This window comes from Vulcanococcus limneticus LL, from assembly GCF_002252705.1.
GTDB lineage: Bacteria > Cyanobacteriota > Cyanobacteriia > PCC-6307 > Cyanobiaceae > Vulcanococcus > Vulcanococcus limneticus.
Map to the genome: position 1 here is coordinate 33,801 of NZ_NQLA01000006.1, position 24,708 is coordinate 58,508.

Genomic DNA, 24,708 nt, shown 5'->3' on the forward strand with positions numbered 1-24,708 from the left:
TGTCCCTGTCCTCACCCCCTGCCATGGCCTACTTCACCTGGAAGGAAACCGGCCTGACGGCCGACTGCGCCAGCCTGGAGGCGATGGCGGCCCGCTTCGAGGAGGCGGCGGCCCTGATGCGGCGCATGGCCAGCGAGGGCTTCGTGCTGGAGCGGCACAGCGACGGCCAGCACATCACCCACGGCGATGCCACGGTGTTCGAGGCCTACGGCTTCATCGACGAGGAGTCGCCGGTGCGCCAGCTCGACCTGATCGCGTGAAGGGCCGTCAGCCGGGGCGCCGCACGTAGCCCACCACCCACACCACGATGAAGGCCAGCGAGGAGATGCCCAGGTAGATCAGGGCCCAGCGCTGCAGATCGTCGATGCTCCAGCCGTTGAGCAGGCCGTTGGCGGCATCGCCCGCCGTCGCGTAGGCCAGCAGTACGGGGGTCGGCACGGGGTTCGACGCGGCAGAGTCTGTCGAGTATCTCGTCCCCCGCCGCGGCCATGGCCAGCCGACCGTTTCCCCGCACCCTGATGCTGCTGGGCAGCGGCGAACTGGGCAAGGAGGTGGCCATCGCCGCCCAGCGCCTAGGCTGCCGCGTGATCGCCGTGGATCGCTACGCCGGCGCGCCGGCCATGCACGTGGCCGACACGGCCGAGGTGATCGCCATGACCGACCCCGAGGCCCTCAAGGCCGTTGTGCGCCGCCACCGACCGGATGTGCTGATCCCGGAGATCGAAGCCCTGGCGGTGGATGCCCTGGCGGAACTGGAGGCGGAGGGCACCACCGTGATCCCCACCGCCCGCGCCACGGCGGTGACGATGAACCGCGACCGCATCCGCGATCTGGCGGCCGGCGAGCTGGGCCTGCGCACGGCCCGCTTCGCCTATGCGAGCAGCGCCGAGGAGCTGGTGGCGGCCGCCGCGCCCCTCGGCTGGCCCGTGGTGGTCAAACCGGTGATGAGCTCCTCGGGCAAGGGCCAGAGCGTGGTGGAGGGTCCCGAGGGAATCGCCGTGGCCTGGGAGGCGGCGATGGCCGGCGCCCGCGGCAGCGGCGAGCGCGTGATCGTGGAGGAGTTCCTGCGCTTCGAGCAGGAGATCACCCTGCTCACCGTCAAGCAGTGGGAAGGCCCCACCCTGTTCTGCCCTCCGATCGGCCACCTGCAGGAGCGCGGCGACTATCAGACCAGCTGGCAGCCGGCCCACCTGGGCTGGGACCAGCTGGCCGCCGCCCAGTCCATGGCCCGGGCCGTGACGGACAACCTGGGCGGCGCGGGGCTGTTCGGAGTGGAGTTCTTCGTGTGCGCCGGCCCGGACGGCGGCAGCGAGGTGGTGTTCTCGGAGCTGTCGCCCCGACCCCACGACACGGGCCTGGTGACCCTGGCCGGCCAGAACCTGAGCGAATTCGAGTTGCACCTGCGGGCGGTGCTGGGGCTGCCAATTCCGGAGATCCGCTCCACGGGGCCCGCCGCCAGCCGCGTCATCCTCGCCGAGGACGCCCTGGAGAGCGTGGCCTACACGGGCCTGGAGCAGGCCCTCTCCGAAACCGACGTGCAGGTGCTGCTGTTCGGCAAGCCCGATGCCCGGCCCCAGCGACGCATGGGCGTGGCCCTGGCCAGCGGCTCCGACCTGGAGGAGGCCCGCGCCAAGGCCGATCGCGCCGCCGGGCGGGTGCGGGTGGTGGCGGCTCCCTGAACCGGCAGAGGCCCCTGGCCACGAGGAATCACGGGCTTTATGGTGCGGCGATCGCAAGCAGCCATGGCCCAGGCCGTCCCCCGCCACGACAGTGAACGCCCCCGGCGCGGCAAGGCCCGGCGGGACGATGGGCGGCGCGTGGCGGAAGGGCGGGCTGAGGCGGAGCCAGCCACGGTGACGGCCCTGGACGGCCGCCGCCAGCGTCGCCAGGAGCCGCGCCAGCGCGGCCGCAAGGCGACGCCAGGACTCCTGCGCCGCGGCGTCGCCAGCCTGCCGGTGTTCGTGGCGGGCCTGGGGCTGGGCTACGGCCTCAGCGGCCCGTTGCCCCGCCTGGCCATCGCCGCCCTGGCCGCCCTGCCCCACCCCGGCACCTCCCTCACCGACCTGGTGTCTCCGGCGGGCATGGGCAACCGCCGCATCGTGGTGCTGGGCAGCGACCAGGTGGCCAGCAACACCGACGTGATGATGACGGTGCAGCTGCAGCAGGGCCGCACGGTGCTCACCCAGGTGCCGCGCGACACCTTCATCGACTCGCCCAGGTATGGGGTGATCAAGGCCAACGCCCTCTACGCCAGCGGCGGGCCGGAGCTGGTGAAGCAGGAGCTGAGCAAGCTGCTGGCGGCGCCGGTGGACCGCTACATGCTCGTGAACCTGGAGGCGGTGCAGCGTCTGGCCGATGCCCTTGGCGGCGTGGAGGTGGATGTGCCCAAGCGCCTCTACTACGTGGACAACAGTCAGGGCCTCTACATCGACCTCTACCCCGGTCGTCAGCTGCTCAAGGGCAAGGAGCTGGAGGGCTTCCTGCGTTTCCGTCACGACGAGCTGGGCGACATCGGCCGCATGGAGCGCCAGAAGCTTGTGCTCGCTGAGGTGTTCCGCAAGCTGGCCAGCCCCGCCACCGTGACCCGCCTGCCGGAATTGCTGCGCATCGCCGGCAGCGACATCCGTACCGATCTCTCGCCGGTTGATCTGGGCGCCCTGCTGACGGCCATGGGCACCACCAAGCTCTCCTCCAGCCGGCTGCCCGGCACCCCCTACTGGCATAACGACATCAGCTACTGGATGCCGGACGCCAACCCTGACAGCGCCTACTACCGAAGCCAGGAGCAACCGTCGCCCTAGGGCAGGTTCAACCCCGCCACGGGGTCGCGGGCCCGACCGGAGTGGTGAAGCCCCAGGGCGCCGAGCCGCTCGGCCCCGCCCTGGGGTGAGGCCATCAGCAGGAAGCGATCGAGGGGCAGCCGCCAGCGCAGGGACAGGTGGCGAATCGCCTCGGCTGTGGAGGCCCGCGGCGGCAGAACGTCCAGGTACCAGTGCTGAACCAGCTGGGCCCGGGCCTCCAGACGCCGCTGGCGCAGGGTCTGGCGCACGATCGCCAGCGCTCCGGCCGGGGGCGGCCTCAGGAGATAGCTGAGCTTGAACGCTCCCTGCATGGCCTCCGCCTGCAGCCGCAGCCGGGAGTCGAGCTCCGCCAGGGCCGCCAGCACCGCCTGGCGGTCCCAGCCTGGTGCGATCTGCTGCTGCCAGAGCAGGTCGAGTTCGGCGCCGTGGCCCAGGCGAATCTCGGTGCCGGCCTGGGTGATCCACACCTGGGGATCCACGAGCTGGAGCTCGGCGTAGCGGTGACGGGCCGCCTGGTAGCTGCGGCCGCTGAGGATGCCCAGGCCGCTGCACGGATCGGCGGCCAGGCGGCGACGCAGCTGGTCGAGGCCAGCGGCTTCGGGGGCCTGGAGGCAGCCGTCGAGATCCAGTAGCAGCAGCCGCTCCGGGATGGGGACCAGGGCGCTGGAGCCGGGGCTGGCAACAGGACTGGCGACCCGAGGGGCGGCGCCGGTGGCTTCCGGTCGGCAGCGGTGGGTGGCATGGCCCAGGTAGCCGCACACGTGGGCATCCCAGCTGTAGCTGCGACTCACCGCCTCCAGGCCGTTGTCGCGCCAGCGGCGCCAGCGCAGCGGGTCGGCGGCGGCGGCCTCCAGGGCCGTCTGCAGCGCATCCAGGTCGGTCACATCGACGAGCTGGCCGTTGTCACAGCGGGCCAGGATGTCGCGGGGTCCGCCGTCATCGGTGGCCACCAGGGGCAGGCCGCAGGCGGCCGCCTCCAGCAGGGTGAGGCCGAAGGGCTCGGTGAGGGCCGGATTCACGAACACCCCGCCCCGGGCGGCGGCCCAGCGGTAGAGGGCCGGGATCTGTGCGCCGCTGTGCTGCTTGGGGTAGGCCACCTGGCCGTAGAGATCGAAGCGGTCCACCAGCTCGAACACCTGCTGGAACAGCTCCCGCTGCTGACGGTCCATCTGGCCGGGGTCCTGGCGGCAGCCGAGCACCAGCACCAGGTTGTGGCGCTGGCGCAGCAGGTCGGAGCGCCCGAAGGCCTCGATCAGGGCGGGGATGTTCTTGCGCCGTTCCGGCCGGCAGATCGCCAGCAGCGGCGGCTTGGCCGGGTCCCGCAGGAACGGCGCCAGCAGCGCCTCCACCGCCGCCGCCTCGCCGGGCAGCAGGGCCGGATGGAAGCGGCGCGTGTCCACCCCCGGCGCCAGCACTTCGGCCCGTTCGCCGGCGAAGCGGTCGTAGCGGGCGTACTGGCTCTCCACCTCCTGGCGGGTGCTGGTCACCACCAGGGAGCTGGCCGCCAGGGCCTGCTCCTCGGCCTCGATGCGCTGACCCATGGCGTAGGTCTGCTCGATCTGCTCATGGGTGAGGCCGCTGGCGAGCAGGCGCCGCTGCTTCTCGCGACCGAGGGAATGGCCGGTGAACACCAGCGGGATGCCGAGGCGCCGGCTCACCAGCGTGCCCACGTAGCCGGCATCGGCGTAGTGGGCGTGGATCCAGTCCGGCAGCCGCGGACGGGCGGCCAGGGTCGCCACCAGGGCATCGGCGAGTTCATCGAGGTGGGGCCAGAGCTGCTCCTTGCGCAGGTAGCGGCGCGGGCCGAAGGGCAAGCGCAGGATGCCGGCACCTGGGCCGAGCGACTCGTGTGGTTCGGCATAGTCGGGCGAGACGCGCCGGTCAGGGATGCGGCGCGTCACCACCTCCACCTGGTCCACCTCAGGGCGGGCCGCCAGGGCACGCACCAGCTCCAGCACATAGGTGGTCTGGCCGCCGGTGTCGGCATCGCGGCCGAGCTCCAGATCGCGGCCGCGGAACAGGCCGTGTAGGTGCAGATGCAGGAGCTGGAAGCCCATGGGTCCCCCGAAGCGGTGGGCGCAGCGCCAGGCGCCGGCTGTTACCTCACGCCTAGGCGCGTTTCAAGGGGGTGGGCGCAAATCCACCAAAAGGGCTCAGCAGCCCGCGCCTGCTATGGAGGAGGCCCAGATCGACGCTGGCACAAGGGAAGCGAGGCCTCCAAAGGGAAGACCAGGCCCCGATTCTGTTGCATATCGAAACACTTGGGCCGCCCTGGTCTGGGGAGGGGTCCGCCGGAATGGCGGCCTAGGCGATGGCGGCCAACGCTCTCGACTCCTTTCCCTTCGAGCAGCAGAGGACCGGGAATGCTGGTGGGCAGGATCAGCGATCCCAGCGGCATCGTGGACTATGGGATTGCGGAATCGCGGAATCGCGGAATCGCGGTATTGCGTTATTGCAATTAGAAGCACCCCGGCGTCCACCTGTGCTCGCCATGTCCCGCAGGTGGGTGTCGGCATGGATGCGTTCCGCCAGGGCTGTTTCATCCCTCCCATCCAGGGCTCGATCATTCAGAACGACCGGGACATCAGCTTCGGGACCTGCGTTGCCGCCCTGTTTGCCCGTTGTCTTCGCGGCAATCCTGCAGTCTGTGAATTTCCAATGCAGGACTCCTTCCAGGACTGTTGTGGCTGGTCAGGCTTCCCGTTGAAGATGTCGGAACATGGCGACCCAGTTGCGCCTCCACTCCTGCGATCCGTTCACCTGTGCACGGCCGAGCCTCAATGCCTCGGCCTGAACTGATCTGGTTGCTCCCGGTCGTGCTGGCGGTTCTCTTCATGCGGCCGCTGCTGGCCCAGGCGGCGACGGCATCGGCCTGCCCGGCGGGCATGGTGCCGATCCCTGCGGGCCAGTTTCGCATCGGAGCCGCGGGGCAACTGGGGGAGGAGCGCGCCGCGGGCGGGGTTCGCCTCTCCCCCTTCTGCCTCGGTGCCCATGAGGTGACGAACCGGGAGTTCGCCGCCTTCGTGGCCGCCACCGGCTACCGCACCGTCGCGGAGCGCCCCCTCTCGATCGAGCAGTTCCCCGACCTGGCGCCGGCCGAGCGCGCACCGGGTTCGCTGGTCTTTCGGCCCGTCTCCGGGCACGGGCCGATCGAGGAGCTGAGCTGGTGGCACTGGGTTCCGGGGGCCGACTGGCGCCACCCGGCCGGACCGGACAGCACGCTCGCCGCCCTGGACGACCATCCCGTGGTCCAGGTGGCCTACGAGGACGCGGAGGCCTACGCCGCCTGGGCAGGGGCCTCCCTGCCCAGCGAGGCCCAGTGGGAATTTGCGGCCCGGGGCGGCCTGAGCGATCAGGTTTATGCCTGGGGCAACACCTGGAACCCGCGCCGGGCCAACACCTGGCAGGGGCCGTTCCCGATCCGCAATACGGCCGAGGATGGATTCTCCGGCACGGCCCCGGTGGCCTCGTTCACGCCGAACGGCTACGGCCTCTTCGACATGACCGGCAACGTCTGGGAGTGGACCGAGGACTGGTATGAGCCTGGCCATGAAGCCCAGGCGAATCGCGCCGATCCCGTGGTCAGCGCTGCGGTGGCCACGGGGGATCCTCGCGATCCGGGCGTGGCCAAGCACGTGATCAAGGGCGGCTCCTTCCTCTGCTCCCCCGACTACTGCAGCCGCTACCGGCCTGCTGCCCGCGAGGCCCAGAGCCCGGACACCGGCACCTCCCACATCGGCTTCCGCCTGGCCGCTCCCCTGGCCTCCCCTTCCCTGCCCTCCCCGCTGCCCCTCCGTGGCTGATTCCCCCTCCAACGCCCGATTCGCCCGGATCCGTCGTCTCCTGGCCTGGTTCAGTGTCTCCGGCACCCCCGGCCTGGTGCGCCGCCTCGGGGCCCTGGCCCTGGTGGTCGTGCTGGTGGGCTGGCAGGTGGGCTGGGTGCCGGCTGCCGCCCAACGGATCAGCGGCACCCCCGGAGCCCCCAATGCCACCACCACACTCCCCGGCAACCAGCTCCCGGCCCCATCCCCACCCTTCGGTGGGGTGATCAAGGACGGCGCCCTGCAATCCAAACCGTGGTGGGCGCCGCGGATCGTGCCGCCGCAGAGCGCGCCCAACGTGCTGCTGATCATCACCGACGACGCCGGATTCGGGGTGCCCAGCACCTTCGGCGGCGTCATCCCCACCCCGGCGATGGACCGCATCGCCAAGGCGGGGCTCCGCTACAACCGCATGTTCTCCACGGCGCTGTGCTCCCCCACCCGCGCTGCCCTGATCACCGGCCGCAACCACCACTCCGCTGGGTTCGGGGTGATCTCGGAGCAGTCCACCGGCTTCCCTGGGTACAACAGCATCATCGAGCGCGACAAGGCCACGATCGGCCGGCTGCTCAAGGACAACGGCTACGCCACCGCCTGGTTCGGCAAGGACCACAACGTGCCCGCTTTCCAGGCCAGCCAGGCCGGGCCGTTTGATCAGTGGCCCACCGGCATGGGCTTCGAGTACTTCTACGGATTCGTGGGCGGTGACGCCAACCAGTGGCAGCCGAACCTGTTCCGCAACACCACGCAGATCTATCCGTTTGAGGGCAAGGATCCCGGCACCTGGAATCTGGTCACCGAGATGGCCGATGACGCCATCGACTACATGACGCGGATGCACCAGATCAACCCCAGCAAGCCGCTGTTCATCAAGTACGCACCAGGCGCTACCCATGCCCCCCACCACCCCACCAAGGAGTGGGTGGACAGGATCCATGCCATGCATCTTTTTGATGACGGCTACGAGAAACTGCGGGAACGGATCTTCGCCAACCAGAAGCGGCTCGGCGTGATTCCGAAGGACGCCAAGCTGGAACCCTGGCCCGCCGATGTGATCACCCCCTGGGACAAGCTGAGCCCGGAAGCCCAGAAACTGTTCATCCGCCAGGTGGAGGTGTTCGCCGCCTACGCCGCCTACAGCGATTACGAGATCGGCCGGGTGATCCAGCAGTTTGACGACCTCGGCAAGCTCGATAACACATTGGTGATCTACATCAACGGCGATAACGGCACCAGCGCCGAAGGCGGTCCGTTGGGCACCCCCAACGAAGTGGCCTTCTTCAATGGCCTCAATAAGCTGCCCGTCGAGGTGCAATCCAAGTTCATCGACGTCTGGGGCACCGAGCAGACCTACAACCACATGTCAGCGGGCTGGTCCTGGGCCTTCGACACCCCGTTCACCTGGTTCAAACAGAACGCTTCCAAACTGGGCGGCGTCAACCAGAACATGGTGGTGTCGTGGCCGGCGCGCATCAAGGACAGGGGCGGCCTGCGTGAGCAGTTCGTGCACGTGATCGACGTGGTGCCCACGATCCTGGAGGCGGCTGGTCTGCGGGCGCCCGAGGTGGTGGATGGCATCCCCCAGAAACCGATCGAGGGCACCAGCTTCGTCTACACCTTTGATGCGAAGAATGCCAAGGTGCCCTCACGCCACAAGACCCAGTACTTCGAGATGTTCGGCCAGTGGGCCCTCTACGACGACGGCTGGCTGCTGAGTACCAAGGTGAACCGCGCCCCCTGGGACGCCTTCGGCCCGGCCAACCCCGATCCCCTCAACAATCAGACCCTGGAGCTCTACAACCTGAACAAAGACTTCAGTCAGACCACCGATCTGGCTGCGCAGAATCCCCAGAAGGTGAAGGAGCTGAAGCAGGCGTTCATCGCTGAGGCGAAGAAGTATCAGGTGTTCCCACTCGATGCTTCGGTGGCGGCGCGCATCGTGGCGCCACGGCCCAACATCACCGCTGGCCGCAACAGCTTCGTCTACACCCGCCCGATGGTGGGGCTGCCCCAGGGCGATTCGCCCGTTCTGCTCAACACCTCTTACACCGTTACCGCCGACATCGACGTGCCGGCCAGTGGGGCCGAGGGCATGCTGCTCACCTCGGGGGGCCGCTTCGGTGGCTACGGCTTCTACCTGAAAAACAACAGACCGGTTTGGCTCTGGAACATGGTGGATCTGGAGCGCCTGAAGTGGGAGGGCACCGAGCCGCTCACCCCGGGCAGGCACAAGGTGGAGTTTGATTTCGTCTACGACGGCAAGGGGGCTGGCACCCTGGCCTTCAACGACTTCAGCGGCGTCGGCCGCCCCGGCACCGGCACCCTCAAGGTCGACGGCAAGGCGGTGGCTACCAAAACCATGGAGAAAACCCTGCCGATGATCCTGCAGTGGGATGAGAGCTTCGACATCGGCTCCGACACCCTCACCGGTGTCAACGACGCCGACTACCAGCCGCCGTTCCGGTTCACCGGCACGCTCAACAAGCTGACGATCAAGATCGATCGGCCCCAGTTGTCCCCTGCAGACATCAAGAGCCTTGAGGCGGCGATGCGCAACAACCGGCTGAGCGAATAGGGCGCTGGTCAGGCCTGTGCTGATCGCCGATCCAGGGCATCACGCCCAGGGGCCGTTTGGGCCACGGCCCTGGTCATGCCCTGGATCGGCTTAGGTGCGGGATAGCGGGGGCGCTGAGCTGGCGGCCCGGCCAGGAGAGGGCCTGTCAGCGCAGCGGCCTCAGCCCCTACCCCGGGGGCCGCGGTCCTCGGCGCCGGCATAGACCGCCTGGCTGCCGAGCTCGTCTTCGATGCGCAGCAGCTGGTTGTACTTGGCGACCCGTTCGCTGCGGCTGAGGGAGCCGGTCTTGATCTGGCCGGCGCGGGTGGCCACCGCCAGGTCGGCGATCGTGGTGTCCTCGGTTTCGCCGCTGCGGTGGCTGATCACGCTCGTGTAGCCGGCGCGGCCGGCCAGGTCGATCGCCTGCAGGGTTTCGGTGAGGGAGCCGATCTGGTTCACCTTGATCAGGATCGAGTTGGCCACCCCCAGGTCGATGCCGCGCTGCAGGCGGCTGGTGTTGGTCACGAACAGGTCGTCGCCCACCAGCTGCACGGTCTTGCCCAGGCGCTCGGTGAGCAGGGCCCAGCCGTCCCAGTCGTCTTCAGCGAGGCCGTCCTCGATTGACACGATCGGGTAGCGGCTCACCAGCTTGGCCAGCTCCTCCACCATCTCGGCGCTGCTGTAGCTGCCGCCGCCGAAGGCATAGCGGCCGTCCTTGTAGAACTCGGTGCTGGCCACATCGAGGGCCAGGGAGATCTGGTCGCCAGGGCGGTAGCCGGCCTTTTCGATCGCCTGCACCAGCAGGTCGCCGGCGGCGTCATTGCCGAGATCGGGGGCGAAGCCGCCCTCATCGCCCACCGCGGTGCTGAGGCCGCGCTCGGAGAGCAGGCCCTTGAGCACGTGGAACACCTCGGTGCCCATGCGCAGCGCCTCGCGGAAGCTGGGGGCGCCGTGGGGCACGATCATGAACTCCTGGAAGTCCAGGCTGTTGGCCGCGTGGGCGCCGCCGTTGATCACGTTCATCAGCGGCACCGGCAGCAGGGTGGCCAGCGGGCCGCCCAGGTAGCGGTAGAGGGGCAGGCCCACGCCGGCGGCGGCGGCCCGGGAGGTGGCCAGGCTTACGGCCAGGATCGCGTTGGCGCCCAGGGCGCTCTTGTTGTCGCTGCCGTCCAGGTCGCGCATCGCCTGGTCCACGGTGCCCTGGTCCAGGGCGCTGAAACCGCAGAGGGCGGGGGCGATCTTCTCCTCGATGTTCTTCACCGCCTGCAGCACGCCCTTGCCGGCGTAGCGGCTGCCGCCGTCGCGCAGTTCGTGGGCCTCGTGGGCGCCGGTGCTGGCGCCGCTGGGCACGATCGCCCGGCCGCTGGCCCCGCCCTCAAGCACCACTTCGGCCTCCACCGTGGGGGTGCCGCGGGAATCGAGCACTTCCCGGGCCACGATGGTGTCGATGACGAGGTCGAGGGTGTCGATCACAGCGGCCTTGGGTCTGTGCGCCAGATCCTATGGGTCGCCCCTGCCCGGCCTTTGGTGATCGTTGGCACGAAATTGGCCTTCAGGCCCGGACGCTCAGGGCCGTGGCGGTTCGGGCGCTGGCGTCACTGGCCAGAATGGAAGGCTGCGCCGCCCGGCTGACCTCCTCCATGCGTTTGCTCCACACCATGCTGCGGGTCGGGGACCTGGAGCGCTCGCTGGCCTTCTACACGGAGGTGCTGGGCATGCGGCTGCTGCGCCGCAAGGACTATCCCGGCGGCCGCTACACCCTGGCCTTTGTGGGCTACGGGGAGGAGAGCGACCACACGGTGCTGGAGCTCACCCACAACTGGGACACCAGCCACTACGAGATCGGCACCGGCTATGGCCACATCGCCCTGGGAGTCGACGACATCGTGACCACCTGTGAGGCCATCCGCGCCAAGGGCGGTCGGGTGGTGCGCGAGCCCGGGCCGAAGCAGCACGGCACCACGGTGATCGCCTTCGCGGAGGATCCCGACGGCTACAAGGTGGAACTGATCGAACTCGCCTCGAGGGCCCATGGGGCCTGATTTCGGCGGCGCTGGCGTCCCCCCGGGCGCCGTCCCGACCTCCGGCGCTGGCCCGGAGCGCGGCTCCCTCACCAGCACGCCCGAGCGCTTCAGCGACGCGGCCTGGGAGCTGCTGCTGGCCAGCCAGGACGCGGCCCGCCGCTGGCGCCACGGCCAGATGGATGTGGAGCACCTGCTGCAGGTTCTGCTCTCCGAACCGCCCTACGCCGCCTGGATCGATCCCCTGCCGCTGGACACCGGCCGGCTGCTGGATCGCCTCGAGGATTTCTGTGCCGATCTGCCCTCGGGCAGCGGCCGTGAGCTGTTCATCGGCGATGCGCTTGAAGATCTTCTGGAGGACGCCGATCGGCGCCGTGCCGCCTGGGGCTCGCGCCTGCTCGATGTGCCCCACCTGCTCCTGGCCCTGCTGGATGAGCCGCGGATCGGGGCGGCCCTGCTGGCCGAGGCGGGGCTGAGCGAGGAGATCCTGCTGCGCCAGCTGCGGCCTGGGGCTGCCGGCTCCGGCGGCCGGCCGGCCACCGGTCCTCCGGCGCCGTCGCTGCCGGCCGTGCCGCGCCGCCCCGAGCGGCCCCAGGCCGCCGAGGTCTTTCCCCCTGCGGCCAGTCCGGCTGGGGGGCGATCCCCCAGGTCCGTGGCGTCGCAGCCCCGTCCGGCGGGGTCGGGCGGGGCCAGCGAGGCCAGCGGTGAGGCGGGTGACGGCGGACTCACCCTGGAGCGCGAACCCGGCGCCCTGGAGCAGTTCGGCCGTGACCTCACCGCCGCGGCCCGCGCCGGTCAGCTCGATCCGGTGATCGGCCGCGATACCGAGATCCGTCGCCTGATCCAGGTGCTCTCGCGCCGGGGCAAGAACAACCCGGTGCTGATCGGCGAGCCCGGCGTCGGCAAGACCGCCATCGCCGAGCTGCTGGCCCAGCGGATCGTGGCCGGTGAGGTGCCCGATTCGCTGCGGGGTCAGCGCCTGATCGCCCTGGACATGGGCGCCCTGATCGCCGGCGCCAAGTTCCGCGGCCAGTTCGAGGAGCGCCTGCGCAGCGTGCTCCAGGAGGTGGCCGACGCCGATGCCACCCCTGGGGAGGCCGGCGTGATCCTGTTCATCGACGAGCTGCACGCGGTGGTGAGCAGCGAGCGCTCCGGCAGCGACGCCGGCAGCATCCTCAAGCCGGCCCTGGCCCGGGGCGAACTGCGCTGCATCGGCGCCACCACCCCCGAGGAATACAGCCGCAGCGTGGAGAAGGACCCGGCCCTCAACCGCCGCTTCCAGCAGGTGCTGATCAAGGAGCCTGGCATCGAGGAGAGCACCCTGATCCTGCGGGGCCTCAAGGAGCGCTACGAGCTGCACCACGGCGTGGCGATCGCCGACGGGGCCGTGGTGGCCGCCAGCCGCCTGGCCGACCGCTACATCGCCGACCGCTGCCTGCCCGATTCGGCCATCGACCTGATCGATGAGGCCGCTGCCCAGCTGAAGATGGAGGTGACCTCCAAGCCGCGGCTGGTGGAGGAGGCAGAAAGCGAGCTGCGCCGGGTGGAGCTGGCCCTGCTGGCCGCCGAGACGGCACCGTTGGCCGAGCGCACCCAGCTGCAGGAGCAGCGGCGCGTCGCCGCCGAGCGGCTGCAGGAGCTGCAGCAGCGCTGGCAGGGCGAGCGCGAACAGCTGGCCGAGCTGCGCCAGCTGCTGGCCGAGGACGAGGCCCTGCGCCAGGCCATTGCCGAGGCCGAGCGCGATGGCGACTTGGAGGAGGCCGCCCGGCTGCAGTACGACCAACTGCATGGGGTGCAGCAGCGACGCAGCGAGCTGGAGGCCCTGCTCCAGGCCGACCAGGCCAGTGGCCAGTCGCTGCTGCGGGAGCAGGTGGAGGCCGGTGACATCGCCGACGTGGTGGCCCGCTGGACCGGCATCCCGGTGCAGCGGCTGCTGGCCGGCGATCGCCAGAAGCTGCTGGAGCTGGAGGCCCGGTTGGGCGAGCGGGTGATCGGCCAGCCCGAGGCCGTGGCGGCCGTGGCCGCGGCGATCCGCCGGGCCCGGGCCGGCATGAAGGATCCCCGCCGGCCCGTGGGCTCGTTCCTGTTCCTGGGCCCTACCGGTGTGGGCAAGACCGAGCTGGCCAAGGCCCTGGCCGCCTCCCTGTTCGACGAGGAGGAGGCCCTGGTGCGGCTCGACATGAGCGAGTTCATGGAGCGCAACGCCGTGGCCCGGCTGTTGGGGGCCCCCCCCGGCTACGTGGGCTACGAGGAGGGCGGCCAGCTCACCGAGGCGGTGCGGCGGCGCCCCTATGCGGTGCTGCTGCTCGATGAGGTGGAGAAGGCCCACCCGGATGTGTTCAACGTGCTGCTGCAGGTGCTCGACGACGGCCGCCTCACCGATTCCCAGGGCCGCACCGTGGACTTCCGCCACACCGTGGTGGTGATGACCAGCAACCTGGCCAGCCGCGCCATCCTCGACAGCGCCCGGGATCAGGCCGGCGTCGGGGGGCCGGGGGCGGAGGTTGAGTCCGAGGCCCGCGAGGCGACCTTGGCCGCAGCGATCGAGCGGGCCCTGGCCAGCCATTTCCGCCCCGAGTTCCTCAACCGGATCGACGAGGTGATCCGCTTCCGGCCCCTGCAGCCGGCCGATCTGGAGCGGATCGTGCGTCTGCAACTGGCGGAGCTGGCGCTGCTGCTGCGGGAGCAGGGCCTGGAGCTGGAGGTCGACCCGCCGGTGCTGCCGCTGCTGGCCCGCCAGGGCTACGAGCCGGAGTACGGCGCCCGGCCGTTGCGGCGCCTGCTGCGCCGGGCGATCGAGAACCCGCTGGCCACCGAGCTGCTGGAGGAGCACTTCAGCGGCGCCCGCGGCGTGCGGGTCAGTGTCGCCGGTGAGGGCAGTGCGGGTTCCGGCGCCGACCGGCTGGCCTTCACCCCGCTCCCCTGAACGGCTGGCCAGCCCAATTCTCCTGCCCTACCGGCCCCGGAACGACGTCCGGTAGGGTGACTGTTTGCCGGTCCGCGCCGCCCCAGTGCCGCGCGATCACCTGGGGACCCCAGCTCCCCCAGTCGACCGACATCCCCCAGCCCCCCGGACCCGACGGTGACATCCACTGATACGGCTGATACGGCGCCCGGCACCACGGCGCCCAGCGGCGATCCGGTGAGCCCCACCGAGACGCCGAAGACGGGCTTCGTGGCCACCAGCCTCGAGGAGCTGCGCAAGGTGGTCTGGCCCAGTCGCCAGCAGCTGTTCAGCGAATCCCTGGCGGTGATCCTGATGGTGACCCTCTCGGCCTTCGCCATTGCCGCCGTGGATCGCTTCTACAGCTGGGCCAATACCCAGGTCTTCCGCTGAGCCGGGCCCGCCCGTCCCGCCGTTCTCGTCCTCTTTCCCGCCGCCCCCGCCTGTGTCCGACGTCGACCTGACCACCACCGATCTCGCCTCCACTGACGCCGGGACCGTGCTGGATCTGGCCGGCGCCGCGGCCCCCGAGGCCGGTGAGGCGGCGCCCCGGGCCCAGGTGGCTCGCTGGTACGCCGTGCAGGTGGCCTCCAGCTGTGAGAAGAAGGTGAAGGCGACCCTCGAGCAGCGCGCCGTGACCCTGGGCGTGGACAACCGCATCCTCGAGATCGAGATCCCCCAGACCCCAGCCGTCAAGATCAAGAAGGACGGCAGCCGCCAGGGCACCGAGGAGAAGGTGTTTCCCGGCTACGTGCTGGTGCGCATGGTTCTCGACGAGGACACGATGATGGCCGTGCGCAGCACCCCGAACGTGATCAACTTCGTGGGCGCCGAAGACCGGCGCGCCACCGGCAAGGCCCGTGGCCACATCAAGCCCCGCCCCCTCAGCCGTCAGGAAGTCGACCGCATCTTCAAGCGCGCCGCCGAGAAGAAGCCCGTGGTCAAGGTGGATCTGGCCGAGGGCGATCAGATCCTGGTCACCGCCGGACCGTTCAAGGACTTCCAGGGCGAGGTGATCGAGGTGTCGGGCGAGCGCAGCAAGCTCAAGGCCCTGCTCTCGATCTTCGGCCGGGAGACCCCGGTGGAACTCGAGTTCTCCCAGATCAGCAAACAGAGCTGATCGCCACGGCCGCCTCCCTGCGGAGGGCGGCCCCAGGTGATCCCCCGCCCGCGGGGGAGCGCCGCACCGCCGTTGCCCTAGGTTCGGCGATCCGCAGATTCCCCTCGCGGGGAAACCCGTTCCGCAGCCCAGCCGATGGCCAAAAAAGTCGTAGCCGTGATCAAGCTGGCCCTCCAGGCCGGCAAAGCCAACCCCGCGCCGCCGGTGGGCCCCGCCCTCGGTCAGCACGGCGTCAACATCATGGCGTTCTGCAAGGAGTACAACGCCCGCACGCAGGAGAAGGCCGGGTACGTGATCCCGGTGGAGATCTCGGTCTTCGAAGACCGCAGCTTCACCTTCATCACCAAGACCCCGCCCGCCTCCGTGCTGATCTCCAAGGCGGCCGGCATCGAGAAAGGTGCCGCGACCTCCTCCAAGGGCGGTGTCGGCGCCATCAGCCGCGCCCAGCTCGAGGAGATCGCCAAGACCAAGCTGCCCGACCTCAACACCTCCAACCTCGAGGCGGCCCAGCGCATCATCGAAGGCACCGCCCGCAACATGGGCGTCGCCATCACCGACTGAGTCCCATCGGCTGTCCGGCCATCCGCCCGGCCTGCCGCTGAGTTCCGTCCCCATCCACCCCACCGGGGGAGACCGATACCGGTCGCCCGCACCCCACTCCTGTCATGCCCAAAATTTCCAAGCGCTTCAACGCCCTCACCAAGACGGTCGAAGACCGCACCTACGCTCCGCTGGAAGCGGTGGAACTGGTGAAGGCCAACGCCAACGCCAAGTTCGATGAGACCCTCGAGGCCCACGCGCGCCTCGGCATCGATCCCAAGTACACCGACCAGCAGCTGCGCACCACCGTGGCTCTGCCCCACGGCACCGGCCAGACCATCCGCATTGCCGTGATCGCCCGCGGCGAGAAGGTGGCCGAGGCCAAGGCCGCCGGCGCCGACCTGGCGGGTGACGACGAGCTGGTGGAGATCATCGCCAAGGGCGAGATGAACTTCGACCTGCTGATCGCCACCCCGGACATGATGCCCAAGGTGGCCAAGCTGGGCCGGGTGCTCGGTCCCCGCGGCCTGATGCCGAACCCCAAGGCCGGCACCGTGACCACCGATCTCGCGGGCGCCATCAACGAGTTCAAGGCCGGCAAACTCGAGTTCCGCGCCGACCGCACCGGCATCGTGCACGTGCGCTTCGGCAAGGCCAGCTTCGATGCCGCCAAGCTGCTCGATAACCTCAAGGCCCTGCAGGAGACCATCGACCGCAACAAGCCCAGCGGTGCCAAGGGTCGCTACTGGAAGAGCCTCTACATCACCTCCACCATGGGCCCCTCCGTGGAGGTGGATGTTGCGGCCCTGCAGGACATCAAGCAGGAGTCCTGAGGGCCTAGTCCTGGCTGGTTTGCTGCCAGCGGGGATGCAACAGGGAGCCTGGGCCCGTGGGTCCAGGCTCCCTCGGCAGGCTGAACAGGTAGCCCTGGAAGCGGTCGCAGCCGTAGTCGCGCAAGCGGTGCCACTGCTCCTCCGTTTCGATTCCTTCGGCAACAACATCCATCCCCAGCGACTGGCACAGACTCACAACTGAGCGAATGACGGCGTCGTCGTTGGGGTTGGAGAGAAACCTCTGCACGTAGCTCTTGTCGATCTTCACTTCCTTGAATGGCAGTTGGCGTAGATAGCTGATCGAGGAGTAGCCCGTGCCGAAATCGTCGAGGGAGAATTCCACGCCATGATCGCGTAGGTGGTTCATGCGTTCGGTGACTTTGTCGAGATCGTCCATTATTGTCGCCTCTGTGATTTCTAGCTTGAGTCGCAGGCTCTCGATGCCTGCATCCTGCAATTGCTGCAGGGTGCGTTCCACGAATTGTGGATGTAGAAACTGGTTGGGGCTCAGGTTCACGGAGATACGGAAGTCTGCTGGAAGTTCCGCGCTCCACTGCCGCAGCACAGCGCCCACGCGCATCAGGCTCCACTCGCCGATCGTGTGAATCAGGCCTGAATCCTCGGCGATGGCAATGAAGTCATCGGGTTTCACTACCGGGCCCCCCGAGCGAGGCCAGCGCAACAGCGCCTCGGCCCCGCTGAGAATCCCCGCGCCATTGACGATGCCCTGGAGGTGCAGGGCCAGCTCCTGTTGCTCGATGGAGGTGCGCAGCTCCTGCTCCAGCCGCACTCGACGGGTGACCTGTTCCTGCATGTGCGTGTTGAACACCCGCACCGTTGCCCGTCCTGCTCCCTTGGACTCGTAGAGCGCCACATCGGCATGTTGCATCAGGTCCGAGGCCGTGGCGCTGCGGTGGTCGATCACGGCCACCCCGATGCTGGCGCTGTGATGGCTGATGCCCACATCCAACTGGTAGGGCTGGCTCAGCTGGTCAAGGATCTCCTCGGCCACCCCCCGGGCCCTCGCCTGCGCAGTCTGCAGGTCCTGGCCGAGGGCATGGAGCACCACCATGAATTCATCGCCGCCCAGCCGTGCCACCAGATCGTTGTTGCGCAGGCGCTGGCGCAGGCGCTGGCCGACGATGCGCAACATCTGATCACCGGCGGCATGGCCGTAGGTGTCGTTGAGAGTCTTGAAACCGTCCAGATCGATCATCACCAGAGCCATCCGCTGCCCTGTGGTCTGGAAGCTGGCGATCGCTCCCGGCAGCTGATCCATCAGGCCGCGGCGGTTGGGTAGTTCGGTGAGGTCGTCGTAGAAGGCGAGGCGGTGCACGTGCGCCTCATGCCGCTTGCGCTCGGTGAGGTCCAGGATCGTGCCTGAGAACCGGACCGCCTGGCCCTGGTCATCGTGGCTCACGGTGCCCCGCACCAGCACCGGCAGGGCGCGGCCATCCTTGCGGCACAGTTCCATCTCCTGTTCGAGTGTGTCAGCGCCTTGCCCCTCCAGGGCCTGTCTCAGGTTCCGTTCGAAGCGGTCGCGATCCGAGGGCTGGATGCATTCCAGCCAGAAACCCTCGCGCAGCTGCGGTTCACGGCTCTCGCCGCCGAGCATGGCGATCCAGCGGCTCGACACCAGGCAGAGATTGCTGCTGAGATCCCAGTCCCACCAGCCGTCGTTGGTGCCCTGCAGCACACGCAGCAGACGTTCCTCGGAATCCTTGAGCTCCTGCAGCCGCAGGTCGAGCAGATCGTGGAAGCGGCGTATCTCGAGGTGGGCGGCGAAGCGTTCGGCCACCTGGGTGAGCACCGCCAGCGTCTCGTTGCTGATGGGGTCAAACATGCCGGACAGGGTGACGGTGTTGGCCGCCATCACCACACCGATGCATTGGTTCTCGCCGTTGATGCAGCGGCAGATCAGCACATCGCAGAGGTCGCTCTGGGCAAGCAGCGGGATCTCTGCGGCATCGGCCCGGATGGTTTCGTGGGTCTCGTGAGCCAGTAGCCGATCGAGTAGCTCCAGGCTGAGATGCCGCCAGTCCTTGCCCTCGAGGTCAAGGCCGCAGGCGGAATGGTCAACCACCTGGCGCCCACTCAGCTCCCAGACAACACCAATGGCCATATCCAGCACATCGGGGATGGTCTCCGCGAAGACCTGAAGGCCATGCCCCCCCTGCTGCAGGGAGAGCAGCGTATTGGAGATCCGGTTGAGTCGGGTGAGTTGGGCGATCTGCCGGTCGAAGCTGGTGCGTACGGCGATCAGCTCCTGTTGCAGGCGGATGTAATCCGTGCTGTGGAAAGCCCGCGGTCCCCTGGCCTGGGGTGACGGCAGTGATTCGGACACCATCAGCTGCCGTCGGCACCGTTGCGGCGGTAGAGTGCCGCCAGGGCCGTGGTGTAGTTGTGATAGGCGTTGCGGCCGCCCAGTCGAGCGTACTCGCCGAATCCATACATGCCGAGCCACGGTGGCACTGCTCCTTCGTGGGTGAAGGGCTCCTGCATGAGGTGAACCAGCTCTTCCTTCATCACCCGGGCGAACAGGCGACGGCCCCGTGCCAGGCAGTCGGCATGGAAGACGGCCACAGGTGTGCGCCCTGGCTGGCGTGAGTCCATCGCCTGCAACATCCGCTCCATGTCGCTGAAGATCCGCTCCTCATCGCGCACGGTGAGCCAGAGGTCGGTCCCCTCCGCGCAGGCTGTGGCGTAGATGATCTCACCCTGCTCCGAGTGGTGAGTCACCGCGCGAAGGATGTGGTCGTTGCCGTATTCCGCGGCCAGGGCGACAGGCAGAGCTTCGGCCAGAGCACCGATCGGGATCGTGTCGGCCTCCCGGGCTTCAGGCGGCAGGCCCAGGCGTTCGAGGAACACCGGCCAGGCCGCTTGGCCGTTCAGCTCGATGATGCGGTTGCCTTCGCGGCGGGTGACCCGCAGGGGCGTCCCCACGGCCACGAAACCGTGACTGGCCTGGGTCTCGACCTCCAGGCTGGGATCCCAGATGCCCACCGCGAAGGCGGCGTGCTTGTAGAGCTGCCCGTCGATGCACTGGAAGGTGGCCACGCCCTGCATCTGGTCGGATGAGGTGGCTCCGAAGATCACCACATCGGGCCCGAGCACCGACTCGATGCCGGCGATCAGTTGGTCGTTGGCGATATCGATGCCGGAGGCGAGCAGGTAGAGCATGTGCACCGGCCGAGGCGCTGCCAGCAGGCCCTCGGCCAGCTCGACCCCCTTGGCGTAGGAGCTGGAGCCGAACAGGCCGTCGACGTGGCTGATGCAGGCTCCCTCGCCATGGATGGCCATCAGGGCGATGTCGTGCATGGACTCACCCGGACCATCCCGTCCGACCACGCCGGCGCAGGACGCCCCCAGCACCCGGGTGCCGGGGCATTCCGCCTGAATCGCCGCCGACAGTTTGGCGAGGTCGTGGCCGACGGCGGCATTGAACAGCACCAGGTCGGGGCTGCCCCGGCGCTCGATCCCCGCCAGTTCCAGGGCCTCAAGCACCGCCCGCTGGGTATTCACGGAGCGGGTGTTGCCGGAGCAGAAGCTAAGCATGGCGCCCATCGGCGACAGTGAGGCTCAACCTAAATTGGCTGGCCGTGGCCAGCCTACGGATAGGGGGAATGGCCATGGGGTAGCTTAAGGGACTGGATTCGTCCAGAAGGGCACGCGCCCGACCCCAGACAGCAGGTCAGTCCAGCGGGATTTCCCTCCGGGCCGTAAACCCTGCCGAGGTGCACGCGAGAGCTTCATTCCCTCCGGCGGAGCAGCCCTGCGGCTTCCCTGCTGGAACGGTTCCCGAGCATGCAGCGGCCTCGAGCCTGAGCAGCGGCAGTCTGACTGCCCCAGCGGCCCCTTCCCAGGGGCGATCAGGTGTCCAGGGCCGCGTACCCCGCTTGTTCCCCCGATCCGTTCCACTTCCTATGGGCCGCACGCTGGAGAGCAAGCAACAGATCGTCGAAGAGCTCAAGGGGCTCCTCGGTGAGGCCGAACTGGCGCTGGTCCTTGATTTCAAGGGCCTGTCCATCAAGGAGATGTCTGATCTGCGGACCCGTCTGCAGGCCAGCAACGGTGTGTGCAAGGTGACCAAAAACACCTTGATGCGCCGCGCCATTGATGGCAACGACGCCTGGTCGAATCTCGATTCCCTGCTCACTGGCACCAACGCCTTCGTCCTGGTCAAGGGCGATATCGGCGCTGCCGTGAAGGCCGTCCAGTCCTTCCAGAAGGACACGAAGAAGTCTGAGGTGAAGGGTGGCCTTTTCGAAGGTCAGATCCTCTCCCAGTCCGACATCAAGGCCATCGGGGACCTGCCCTCCAAGGAGGTGCTGCTGGCCCAGATCGCCGGTGCGATCAACGCCGTGGCCACCAAGGTTGCTGTGGGCATCAACGAGATTCCCTCCGGTCTTGCCCGGGCGCTCAAGCAGCACGCCGATGGCGAAGGCAGCGCCAACTGAGGCCTGCCCCACCCGTCGAGCCGCCCGAGCTCAACCGATCACTGTCCATACAGATCTGTTGCTGATTCCCAACCATGTCCGCTACCACTGACCAGATCCTCGAGCAGCTGAAGACCCTCTCCCTGCTGGAAGCTTCCGAGCTCGTCAAGCAGATCGAAGAGGCCTTTGGTGTGTCCGCCGCCGCCTCCGCTGGCGTCGTCGTGGCCGCCGCTCCCGCCGCTGCCGCCGAGGCCGCTGAGGAGAAGACCGAATTCGACGCCATCCTCGATGGTTTCGATGCCGCCGCCAAGATCAAGGTGCTGAAGGCCGTCCGCGAGGCCACCGGCCTGGGTCTGGGCGAAGCCAAGGCCCTGGTGGAAGGTGCCCCCACCCCCATCAAGGAAGGCATCTCCAAGGCCGATGCCGAAGCCATCAAGAAGTCCGTGGAAGAGGCCGGCGGCAAGGTCACCATCAAGTGATCGCCGCGGAGTGGCACCAGGCCCAAGGGGCCCGGCGCCACCCCAGCCCTTCCGGACCCTGGTCCCACCGCAGCCGGCCCCACTGGGGCCGGCTTTTTGCTGACAACGCTCCCAAGGGAGAGCGACGCCAGGGGCAGCGATGCCCAAGGATAGGCAGGCAAAAAAAAGCCCCGCCGAAGGCAGGGCTCTGAGCCGGAACTCTTCTGGGAGTCTGTCCTCGTTTCGACCCCGGAAGTGGGTTCCGCACTCCTCACACGCTTAGACCATAACCCGGTCTGAAGGGAGGGGGAAGGGGGAGGAGGGCCGCTGCTGCAACTGTCCCGCTTCGCTGGCCTGCAGGGGGTGGCTGGCCGCGCAGCGGCGCCCCGGCCTCTCACTCCCGGAAGGGGATCACCTGCAGCGGCACGGGACCGCTGGCCAGGGCCCTGTCCGAGAAGTCGCCAGCCCCAGGTAGGCCGGGAGCCGTGGCGGGACCCAGGCCGGCCCGGCGGCTGGCGCCGAAGCGACCGTCGCCCGGGCGGCCGTCACCGTTGCTGCCATCACTGCCGCTGCTGGCGGCGATCAGCTGACCCAGGGGCGTGGCGTTGGCGAAGTACACGTGATTGAGGGTCTGGCGGCCGTAGACGCGGCGCTGCAGCTCCCAGCCCGGCTCCAGCGTCAGGCCCACGAAACCGTCACGATCGCGCAGGGTCACGGTTCCCCGGCCGACCAGCAGCTCGGTGGGGTTCTCCGGAGTCATGGCCAGCAGCTGCAGGGTGCTGCCCTGCTGGCTGAGCCGCAGCCGGTAGGTGGTGCCCAGATCCTGCTGGCCCACCCGTAGCGAATAGCCGTTGCTGTCCAGATAGCGGCTGCAGATGCCCGTGTAGTCGAAGCGGTTCAGGGCCGGATCGATCAGGCCATCGGCCCGCGGTTCCCAGCAGCGTGGCGTGGCGGCGATCTGCTCGAGAACCAGCAGGTTCCAGTCGCTGCGGCCGACCGGCCTGGCCAGCACGGCGAAGCGGGCGCTGTCGATCGCACGGCTGTCGAACAGGGCGGCGGCTACGCCCCGATCCTGGAGCGTGAGGGCAGTCCCGGCGGCGAGGGCCGAGAGCCCGAGCCACGGGAGGTAGGTTCGCTGCATGGGTCAGGCTCCAAGGCGTCTCATTGTCAATGGTTTGTACCGGATTTCGGATGGTCAGCCCAGTGGCCACTGACCAGTCCGCCGAGCCGGCCCAGGCCCCGCGGGTGGTGGCGGCCGCCTGTGACGGCGCCTGTAGTGGCAACCCCGGCCCCGGCGGTTGGGGCTGCCTGCTGCGATTCGAAGACGGCACGGTGCAGGAGTTCGGCGGTGCTGACCCGGCCACCACCAACAACCGCATGGAGCTCACCGCGGCCCTGACGGTGCTCCAGAAGCTCAAGCAGCTGCCGCTCCACCCCGACCTGGCGATCCGTACGGACAGCAAATATCTGATCGACGGCTTCAGCAAGTGGATGCCGGGCTGGAAGCGCAAGGGCTGGCGCACGGCATCCGGCGGCCCCGTGCTCAACCGCGACCTCTGGGAAGCTCTGGATGCGGCCCGGCTTCCAGCCGTGCCCTTCCGCTACGTGAGGGGCCACAGCGGCGACCCCGACAACGACCGCTGCGACGCCATCGCGGTGGCCTTTTCCAAAGGGGGGCGGCCGACCCTGGCCAAGACCAGTTCCTCCACAACCACGCCGGCCGCCGAGCCCGCCTTGCCTGAGGCGGCGGAGCCAGCCCCGCCCGCCCTGCAGCAGCTGCTGACGCGGCTGGAGCTGGCAGACCGGCTGGCGGCCGGCGGCTATGGCCTCAGCCTGGTGGAGCTGGCCCAGCTGGTGCAGATGCCGCTGCGGACCCTGGAGGCCCGCCAGGGCCCCTGGCCCTGGCGCGACTGGCGGGTGCTGCCCGCCGGCGAGGGCCGCTGGCGCCTGGAGCGTGAGGCGGCAGGATCGGGGTGCGCGACCAGCGAGGACCTGGCCCATGGCTGAGGGCACCGGCAGCCTCTACCGCCGCTTCGTGGGCCCCCTGCTGGCCCAGGACGAGGGCGCCGACGCCGAGCAGCTCAGCCAGCTGACGTTGACGCTGCTGGGCCAGGCCTCGCTGCGGCGCGGCTGGCCGCTGGTGGCCGGCAGCCTGGCGGGCCTCGGCGCCGAGCTGCAGCGGCACGACCTGCGCCTGGAGCAGACCCTGTTCGGCTGTCGCTTCCCCAACCCCGTGGGGCTGGCGGCGGGCTTCGATAAGAGCGCCGTGGCGGCCGGCATCTGGCACCTGTTCGGCTTCGGCTTTGCCGAGCTGGGCACGGTCACCTGGCACGCCCAGCCCGGCAACCCCCGGCCCCGCCTGTTCCGCCTGGCGGCCGAGCGGGCGGCCCTGAACCGCATGGGCTTCAACAACGGCGGTGCCGTGGCGGCCCGCCGCACCCTGGAGCGCCAGGGCCTGCCCCCGGCTGGGCAGCGCCCGGCTGTGCTGGGGATCAACTTCGGCAAGTCGAAGATCACGCCGCTGGAGCTCGCCGCCGACGACTACGCCTCCTCCCTGGAGCTGCTGGCGCCGCTGGCGGACTATGCGGTGATCAACGTGAGTTCGCCGAACACGCCGGGGCTGCGGGAGCTGCAGGACGAGACCCAGCTGCGGCGCCTGGTGGAGCGGCTGCGGCGGTTGCCGGCCTGCCCGCCGCTGCTGGTGAAGATCGCGCCGGATCTGGAGGACGACGCCATCGACACCATCGCCCGCCTGGCCTACGAGGAGGGGCTGGCCGGGGTGGTTGCCGTGAACACCAGCCTCAACCGCCTGGGTCTGGAATCCCGCCGCCTGGTCCAGACCGGCCGCACGCTGGCCGAGGAGGCCGGTGGCCTCAGTGGGGCGCCGCTGCGGGCCAGGGCCCTGGAGGTGATCCGTCGCCTCCGGGCCACGGCCGGCCCCTCCCTGCCCCTGATCGGCGTGGGCGGCATCGACTCGCCCGAGGTGGCCTGGGAGCGGATCGTGGCCGGCGCCTCGCTGGTTCAGCTCTACACCGGCTGGATCTACCGGGGCCCAGAGCTGGTGCCGGCGATCCTGGAGGGCCTGCTGGGCCAGCTCGATCAGCACGGCTTCCGCAGCATCGGCGAGGCGGTGGGCAGCGGAGCGCCTTGGCGCTGAGCGGCCGGGCCCGATACCCTGCG

At 69.1% G+C, this 24,708-nt stretch carries 21 protein-coding genes; 15 read left to right on the forward strand and 6 right to left on the reverse strand.

The genetic code is table 11. The features are described from left to right. The first annotated feature begins 23 nt into the window (after positions 1-23). Positions 24-260, forward strand: a complete 237-nt coding sequence (locus tag CJZ98_RS04955; protein ID WP_094588962.1) for a hypothetical protein — start codon at positions 24-26, stop codon at positions 258-260. A 7-nt stretch (positions 261-267) separates the two neighbouring features. Here the strand turns inward: CJZ98_RS04955 and CJZ98_RS04960 are convergent, their stop codons facing one another. Then, positions 268-438: a cytochrome B6 gene (locus CJZ98_RS04960; RefSeq protein WP_094588964.1), complete on the reverse strand. Its 171-nt coding sequence runs from the start codon at positions 436-438 to the stop codon at positions 268-270. Between the two features lie 50 nt (positions 439-488). Between CJZ98_RS04960 and purT the strand changes: the two genes are divergently transcribed. Beyond that, complete coding sequence (gene purT, locus CJZ98_RS04965; protein WP_094588966.1) at positions 489-1,679, forward strand: formate-dependent phosphoribosylglycinamide formyltransferase; 1,191 nt, start codon at positions 489-491, stop codon at positions 1,677-1,679. Positions 1,680-1,742: 63 nt separating this feature from the next. Next, positions 1,743-2,801 carry an LCP family protein gene (locus CJZ98_RS04970; RefSeq protein ID WP_094588968.1) on the forward strand — a complete coding sequence of 353 codons (1,059 nt, stop codon included), beginning with the start codon at positions 1,743-1,745 and terminating at the stop codon, positions 2,799-2,801. Here the strand turns inward: CJZ98_RS04970 and CJZ98_RS04975 are convergent. Continuing rightward, entirely contained in the window at positions 2,798-4,858 is a 2,061-nt protein-coding gene (locus CJZ98_RS04975; RefSeq protein ID WP_094588970.1) for an HAD family hydrolase, read from the reverse strand. The two genes, CJZ98_RS04970 and CJZ98_RS04975, sit on opposite strands and share 4 nt — an antisense overlap. Positions 4,859-5,617: 759 nt before the next feature. Here CJZ98_RS04975 and CJZ98_RS04980 point away from each other — a divergent pair. Together CJZ98_RS04980 and CJZ98_RS04985 are read left to right on the forward strand one after the other, a co-directional pair. After that, positions 5,618-6,604 (forward strand): formylglycine-generating enzyme family protein, encoded by a 987-nt coding sequence (locus CJZ98_RS04980; protein ID WP_332835042.1) that lies wholly within the window; start codon positions 5,618-5,620, stop codon positions 6,602-6,604. After that, a complete protein-coding gene (locus CJZ98_RS04985) occupies positions 6,597-9,197 on the forward strand; it encodes an arylsulfatase (protein ID WP_232756214.1) in 2,601 nt (866 codons plus the stop codon). The genes CJZ98_RS04980 and CJZ98_RS04985 overlap by 8 nt, the downstream gene beginning before the upstream one ends. Before the next feature lie 159 nt (positions 9,198-9,356). On the opposite strand, the gene eno is transcribed toward CJZ98_RS04985, so the two are convergent. Then, on the reverse strand, positions 9,357-10,649 hold the full coding sequence (gene eno, locus CJZ98_RS04990; protein ID WP_094588974.1) for a phosphopyruvate hydratase: 1,293 nt from the start codon (positions 10,647-10,649) through the stop codon (positions 9,357-9,359). 167 nt (positions 10,650-10,816) lie between these two features. Here eno and gloA point away from each other — a divergent pair, with 167 nt between their 5' ends. From gloA to rplA, 6 genes are all read left to right on the forward strand, one after another. Then, complete coding sequence (gloA, locus tag CJZ98_RS04995) at positions 10,817-11,218, forward strand: lactoylglutathione lyase (RefSeq protein WP_094588976.1); 402 nt, start codon at positions 10,817-10,819, stop codon at positions 11,216-11,218. Continuing rightward, on the forward strand, positions 11,208-14,123 hold the full coding sequence (locus CJZ98_RS05000; protein WP_094588978.1) for an ATP-dependent Clp protease ATP-binding subunit: 2,916 nt from the start codon (positions 11,208-11,210) through the stop codon (positions 14,121-14,123). Before gloA ends, CJZ98_RS05000 begins: the two co-directional genes overlap by 11 nt. Positions 14,124-14,279: 156 nt before the next feature. After that, a complete protein-coding gene (gene secE / locus CJZ98_RS05005) occupies positions 14,280-14,534 on the forward strand; it encodes a preprotein translocase subunit SecE (protein ID WP_094588980.1) in 255 nt (84 codons plus the stop codon). A gap of 52 nt (positions 14,535-14,586) precedes the next feature. Next, positions 14,587-15,261 (forward strand): transcription termination/antitermination protein NusG, encoded by a 675-nt coding sequence (gene nusG / locus CJZ98_RS05010; protein ID WP_390625480.1) that lies wholly within the window; start codon positions 14,587-14,589, stop codon positions 15,259-15,261. Positions 15,262-15,396: 135 nt separating this feature from the next. Further along, positions 15,397-15,822 (forward strand): 50S ribosomal protein L11, encoded by a 426-nt coding sequence (rplK, locus tag CJZ98_RS05015; RefSeq protein ID WP_094588982.1) that lies wholly within the window; start codon positions 15,397-15,399, stop codon positions 15,820-15,822. A gap of 104 nt (positions 15,823-15,926) precedes the next feature. Then, complete coding sequence (gene rplA / locus CJZ98_RS05020; protein WP_094588984.1) at positions 15,927-16,634, forward strand: 50S ribosomal protein L1; 708 nt, start codon at positions 15,927-15,929, stop codon at positions 16,632-16,634. Between the two features lie 4 nt (positions 16,635-16,638). Here rplA and CJZ98_RS05025 read toward each other — a convergent pair whose 3' ends face one another. Continuing rightward, a complete protein-coding gene (locus tag CJZ98_RS05025; protein WP_094588985.1) occupies positions 16,639-18,981 on the reverse strand; it encodes a putative bifunctional diguanylate cyclase/phosphodiesterase in 2,343 nt (780 codons plus the stop codon). Then, the gene (locus CJZ98_RS05030; RefSeq protein ID WP_198537503.1) at positions 18,981-20,198 is read right to left on the reverse strand and encodes an FIST signal transduction protein; all 1,218 of its coding nucleotides are present in this window, start codon (positions 20,196-20,198) and stop codon (positions 18,981-18,983) included. Before CJZ98_RS05030 ends, CJZ98_RS05025 begins: the two co-directional genes overlap by 1 nt. 359 nt (positions 20,199-20,557) lie before the next feature. Here CJZ98_RS05030 and rplJ point away from each other — a divergent pair, with 359 nt between their 5' ends. Together rplJ and rplL are read left to right on the forward strand one after the other, a co-directional pair. After that, positions 20,558-21,091, forward strand: coding sequence for a 50S ribosomal protein L10 (gene rplJ / locus CJZ98_RS05035; protein ID WP_094588987.1), 534 nt, complete (start codon positions 20,558-20,560; stop codon positions 21,089-21,091). A gap of 74 nt (positions 21,092-21,165) precedes the next feature. Beyond that, positions 21,166-21,549, forward strand: coding sequence for a 50S ribosomal protein L7/L12 (gene rplL, locus CJZ98_RS05040; protein ID WP_094588989.1), 384 nt, complete (start codon positions 21,166-21,168; stop codon positions 21,547-21,549). A gap of 373 nt (positions 21,550-21,922) precedes the next feature. Here rplL and CJZ98_RS05045 read toward each other — a convergent pair whose 3' ends face one another. Continuing rightward, on the reverse strand, positions 21,923-22,669 hold the full coding sequence (locus CJZ98_RS05045) for a DUF3747 domain-containing protein (RefSeq protein WP_094588990.1): 747 nt from the start codon (positions 22,667-22,669) through the stop codon (positions 21,923-21,925). 62 nt (positions 22,670-22,731) lie between these two features. Between CJZ98_RS05045 and CJZ98_RS05050 the strand changes: the two genes are divergently transcribed. Both CJZ98_RS05050 and CJZ98_RS05055 read left to right on the forward strand, forming a co-directional pair. Further along, positions 22,732-23,535, forward strand: coding sequence for a ribonuclease H family protein (locus CJZ98_RS05050; RefSeq protein ID WP_232756215.1), 804 nt, complete (start codon positions 22,732-22,734; stop codon positions 23,533-23,535). After that, the gene (locus CJZ98_RS05055; RefSeq protein WP_094588994.1) at positions 23,528-24,685 is read left to right on the forward strand and encodes a quinone-dependent dihydroorotate dehydrogenase; all 1,158 of its coding nucleotides are present in this window, start codon (positions 23,528-23,530) and stop codon (positions 24,683-24,685) included. The genes CJZ98_RS05050 and CJZ98_RS05055 overlap by 8 nt, the downstream gene beginning before the upstream one ends. The last annotated feature ends 23 nt before the right edge of the window (positions 24,686-24,708 follow it).

Bases quoted from the DNA above. Each gene is read 5' to 3' on its own strand.
- CJZ98_RS04955 (WP_094588962.1), top strand. From the start codon at position 24: ATGGCCTACTTCACCTGGAAGGAAACCGGCCTGACGGCCGACTGCGCC.
- purT (WP_094588966.1), top strand. From the start codon at position 489: ATGGCCAGCCGACCGTTTCCCCGCACCCTGATGCTGCTGGGCAGCGGC.
- CJZ98_RS04970 (WP_094588968.1), top strand. From the start codon at position 1,743: ATGGCCCAGGCCGTCCCCCGCCACGACAGTGAACGCCCCCGGCGCGGC.
- CJZ98_RS04975 (WP_094588970.1), bottom strand. From the start codon at position 4,858: ATGGGCTTCCAGCTCCTGCATCTGCACCTACACGGCCTGTTCCGCGGC.
- gloA (WP_094588976.1), top strand. From the start codon at position 10,817: ATGCGTTTGCTCCACACCATGCTGCGGGTCGGGGACCTGGAGCGCTCG.
- CJZ98_RS05000 (WP_094588978.1), top strand. From the start codon at position 11,208: ATGGGGCCTGATTTCGGCGGCGCTGGCGTCCCCCCGGGCGCCGTCCCG.
- rplK (WP_094588982.1), top strand. From the start codon at position 15,397: ATGGCCAAAAAAGTCGTAGCCGTGATCAAGCTGGCCCTCCAGGCCGGC.
- rplA (WP_094588984.1), top strand. From the start codon at position 15,927: ATGCCCAAAATTTCCAAGCGCTTCAACGCCCTCACCAAGACGGTCGAA.
- CJZ98_RS05025 (WP_094588985.1), bottom strand. From the start codon at position 18,981: ATGGTGTCCGAATCACTGCCGTCACCCCAGGCCAGGGGACCGCGGGCT.
- CJZ98_RS05030 (WP_198537503.1), bottom strand. From the start codon at position 20,198: ATGGGCGCCATGCTTAGCTTCTGCTCCGGCAACACCCGCTCCGTGAAT.
- rplJ (WP_094588987.1), top strand. From the start codon at position 20,558: ATGGGCCGCACGCTGGAGAGCAAGCAACAGATCGTCGAAGAGCTCAAG.
- rplL (WP_094588989.1), top strand. From the start codon at position 21,166: ATGTCCGCTACCACTGACCAGATCCTCGAGCAGCTGAAGACCCTCTCC.
- CJZ98_RS05045 (WP_094588990.1), bottom strand. From the start codon at position 22,669: ATGCAGCGAACCTACCTCCCGTGGCTCGGGCTCTCGGCCCTCGCCGCC.
- CJZ98_RS05055 (WP_094588994.1), top strand. From the start codon at position 23,528: ATGGCTGAGGGCACCGGCAGCCTCTACCGCCGCTTCGTGGGCCCCCTG.